Raw genomic sequence first — 4,027 nt, 5'->3', positions numbered from 1 at the left:
CCCCCAAACCGAAGCCGAGGCCCCCGAATGAGCAACCGCCGCATCGAGGGACTCCTGCTAGGCCTAGCCGCAGGCGACGCCGCCGGCTGGCCCGCCGCCCGCCACCGCGCCGCCCGCATGCCCGACTGGACCCGCCGCCTCACCCGCGAACTGGACACCTTCGCCGAACAGAACGCGACCACCACCCTCCCCGTCCCGATCGCCCTCAACCAGCCCCCCGAACCCCTCCGCCTCGGCCCCTCCGACGACGCCGAGTGGGCGGCGTTCGCGGCGGAGGCCCTGCTGCGGGCAGGCGACGACGGCGTGCTGGGCGACCTGAGCCGAGAGCGCCGGGCCCGGGCCGCGATCGACCTGTCCTGGAACGCGGTCGCCAGCGAGGTCGCAGCCGCCGCGGACCGCGCCCCCGAGGTGGAGTCGGCAGTACTCCCCCTGCGCGCCCGCATCTCCGTACGCGCCGGCCTCGGCAACCTCGCCGCCGGTCTGCGCCCACCCGCCACCGGCCACGACAACCCGCACTACTTCGACGACGCGGCCTGCGTACGGGCCTGTGTGCTGGCGGTGGCCCACCCGGGCGACCCCCGACTCGCCGCCGAACTGGCCGAGTTCGACGCCCGCTACACCCAGGACGGCGACGGCGTGCACGGCGCCCGCGCGATGGCGGCGGCACTGTCACTGGCGCTGGCCGGCGAGGAGGTGGATGCGTGCGTGACGGCGGCGCTGGCGGAACTCCCGGAGTCCACCGAGATCGGCCGCAACGCCCGGCACGCGCTGAAACTGGCGCGATACGCAGCCGGCGAAGGCAGCGCGGACAGCGCGTTCGCCCTGGTCCCGCTCCTGGAACACCAGATCGTGGACCACGTCTACAGCTACGGCATCGCCGCCGCCGAGACGGTCCCGGTCGCCCTCGCGCTGGCCACCGCGTCGCGGGGCCGGATCGCCGAGGCGGTCCCGGCGGCGGCCTGTCTGTCGCGGGTCGCGGACTCGGCACCCGCCCTCGCGGGCGCCCTCACCGGCGCGCTGGGCGGCGGCGATGCGATCCCGCCGGCCTGGCGGGACGCCTGCCGCACTCTCTCCGGCTGCGCCCTCCCCCGGCTCACCGGCACCGACCTCGTGGAACTCGCCGAACTGCTCGAAGCCACACAACGGGCCGTTCCAGGAGGATGATTCGCGACATGACGCCCAAAACACAAGAAAGCCAAGCCGTCGGTCTGGAAGAGCGGATCACCGGCGCCCTGGTCGGCGCGGCCGTCGGCGACGCGCTCGGCGGGCCCGTCGAGGGCTACACCCCGGAGCAGATCCTCGAACGCCACGCGGGCCGCGTCCACGGCATCGTCGGCCCCTGGAACGGCGACGCCTGGCGCACCGCCCGCCCGATCGCCCCGTACCACAAGGGCGATGGCCACGTCACCGACGACACGTTGATGACGCATGCGCTGGTACGGGTGTACGCCCAGGTCCGCGACCACCTGGACGCGTACGCGATCGCCGACCACCTGGTCCCGGACCTGATGACCAACCCGCGCTGGATCCCGGAGCTGGAGGCCGAGGCGCTCCCTCTGCAGCGCGTCTTCCTGGCGGAGAAGTGGCTGGTGGCCCGGCTCCACTACGGCCACGTCGATCCCCGCGAGGCGGGCGTGGGCAACATCGTCAACTGCGGTGCGGCGATGTACATGGCCCCGGTCGGCCTGGTCAACGCGGCCAACCCGGCGGGCGCGTACGCCGAGGCCGCCGACCTCGCGGGCGCCCACCAGTCCTCGTACGGGAGAGAGGCGGCGGCGGTCTTCGCGGCGGCGGTGGCGGCGGCGTGCACCCCGGACGCGACCCCCGACTCGGTGATCGGGGCCTGTCTGTCGCTGGCGAAGGACGGGACCCGGGCGGCGATCGAGACGGTGTGTGAAGTGGCCTCCGGGTTCACGGACTTCGAGTCGGCCCTGCGGCCGCTGCGGGAGGCGGTGACTCCGTACGACACGGTCGGCGCGGACTACCGCAGCCCGTCGCTGGGTGCCCGTCGCCCGTCGCGTCTCCACGCGATCGAGGAACTCCCGGTCGCGCTGGGCATGTTGGTGGTGTCAGGCGGCAACTACCGCCATGCGGTGCTGGGTTCGGTGAACTACGGCCGCGACTGCGACTCCATCGCCACGATGGCCGGGGCGCTGGCCGGCGCGCTGGGCTCCGAGGTGCCGTCCGACTGGTCGAAGACGGTCGCGGAGGCGAGCCGCCTGGACCTGTGGGAACCCGCCCGCACGCTGACCGAGGTGACCTGGGAGGTCTTCGAACGGGACGTCCACCGACGCCGTTCCCACGAAGGGGCGTTCGCCCGGCTCAGGAGCCCGGGATGCTCCGACTGACGTGGGTCCAGCCGGAGGACCTGATCGGCCATGAGCTGCGCCAGGCGACGCAGGACGGCCGCGAGCCCGGCAGGATCGCCGCCCGCTGGCGAGCGGCGGGCGGCCCGGAGGCTCCATCCTGTGCGGGCGCGTCGACCGGTCCGGTCTCCCGTTACCTGCGCCTGCTGGCAGAGGACCTGCTGGACGAACTCGCCGACCTACCCAGCAGATTGACCGAAGACGAGCCAACCGACCTACCCCACGTCCGCGCCCTCTGCCCCGACTGGCCAGCCCAACCAACCGCGAACTGGCCTGCCCAACCGACCCAACCCACCCAACCCACCCAGCCCGCGGGCAGCCGCGCCGCCGAAGCAGCACAGACGGACCCACCCGACACCCGACAAGCACCGAACTGGCCACAGCCTGCGGGCAGTCGTGCCGCTGGGGCGGCACCGGTGGGCGCAGGCTGCGCCCGGCAAGCGCCGGCGAGCGAACCACCCCCGACGCCAACCGCACTCCGGCTCCGCCTGGAAGCAGCCTGGCTGGGCCGTGCAGCAGGCTGCCTCCTCGGCAAACCAGTCGAAAAACTCCCCCTCACCGCCATCCGCCAACTCGCCCGGTCCACCGGCAACTGGCCCCTGAACACATGGTTCACCGCCAGAGGCGTCCCCGAGGAACTGACGACGGCACACCCCTGGAACCGCCGCTCCGCAGCGACCTCCCTGGCCGAGAACATCGACGGCATGCCTGAGGACGACGACCTCAACTACCCCCTCCTCAACCTCCTCCTGCTCCAACGCCACGGCCCCCGCTTCACCACCACCGACGTGGCGAAGCTCTGGCTGGACGAACTCCCCGCAGGCCGCACCTTCACGGCCGAACGCATCGCCTACCGAAACCTCCTCTCCGGCCTCGAACCCCCGCTCACCGCCCGCCACCGCAACCCGTTCCGCGAATGGATCGGCGCCCTGATCCGCGCCGACGTCCACGGCTGGACCAACCCCGGCGACCCGGCCACCGCCGCCGAACAGGCGTACCGCGACGCCACCCTCACCCACACCGCCAACGGCGTCTACGCGGCGATGTTCACGGCGGCCACCATCGCCCGGGCCGCCACCGGAACCCACGACATCCACACCTGCCTGCGTACCGGCCTGACAGTGATCCCCGCCCGCTCCCGGCTGGCCGAAGCCGTCCGCCACGGCATCCAACTGGCCCGATCGCACCGCGACTTCACAGTCGTCGTCGACGAACTCCACGCCACCCACGCGTCCACGTACCACTGGGTCCACGCCATCCCGAACACCGCCCTGATCGCCGCCGCCCTCACCCACGCCGACGGCGACTTCACCGGCTCCATCTGCCGTGCCGTGTCCGGCGGTTGGGACACCGACTCCAACGGCGCGACCGCCGGAAGCGTCGCCGGGCTCCTCGCCGGTTCCCCCGGTGCCCTCCCCGACCGCTGGACCGGCCCGCTGAAGAACCGACTCGCCACCTCCGTCGCGGACTTCAACGGCACCGGCTTCGACACCCTCGCCCAACTGACCAGTTCCCTCATCCACATGGAGTCAGCCCACCGATGACCCAGATCGCCGTGCCAGGCAGCACGACCATGGACCTCCCGTCATGACCGCACCAAACCCGAACGCCACCGCCGACGTCGTCATCGAGAACTTCCGCCCGGGCACCCTGGAGAAATG

Annotated in this window: 3 protein-coding genes; all 3 read left to right on the top strand. The window is 72.6% G+C overall.

What is annotated here, in order from left to right; translation table 11 throughout:
* A partial coding sequence (locus ADL01_RS17855; protein ID WP_053743004.1) for an ADP-ribosylglycohydrolase family protein occupies window positions 1-1,164 on the top strand: 1,164 nt, incomplete at its 5' end.
* An 8-nt stretch (window positions 1,165-1,172) separates the two neighbouring features.
* The gene (locus tag ADL01_RS17850) at window positions 1,173-2,348 is read left to right on the top strand and encodes an ADP-ribosylglycohydrolase family protein (protein WP_053743003.1); all 1,176 of its coding nucleotides are present in this window, start codon (window positions 1,173-1,175) and stop codon (window positions 2,346-2,348) included.
* Window positions 2,336-3,910, top strand: a complete 1,575-nt coding sequence (locus tag ADL01_RS17845; protein WP_053743002.1) for an ADP-ribosylglycohydrolase family protein — start codon at window positions 2,336-2,338, stop codon at window positions 3,908-3,910. Before ADL01_RS17850 ends, ADL01_RS17845 begins: the two co-directional genes overlap by 13 nt.
* The last annotated feature ends 117 nt before the right edge of the window (window positions 3,911-4,027 follow it).

The organism is Streptomyces sp. NRRL WC-3618, from assembly GCF_001280005.1.
GTDB lineage: Bacteria > Actinomycetota > Actinomycetes > Streptomycetales > Streptomycetaceae > Streptomyces.
The sequence above is the reverse complement of the archived record's forward strand: the minus strand, read 5'-3'. Positions and strand labels throughout refer to the sequence as shown.

Coding starts and splice junctions, on each gene's coding strand:
- ADL01_RS17845 (WP_053743002.1), top strand. CDS start 2,336: ATGCTCCGACTGACGTGGGTCCAGCCGGAGGACCTGATCGGCCATGAG.
- ADL01_RS17850 (WP_053743003.1), top strand. CDS start 1,173: ATGACGCCCAAAACACAAGAAAGCCAAGCCGTCGGTCTGGAAGAGCGG.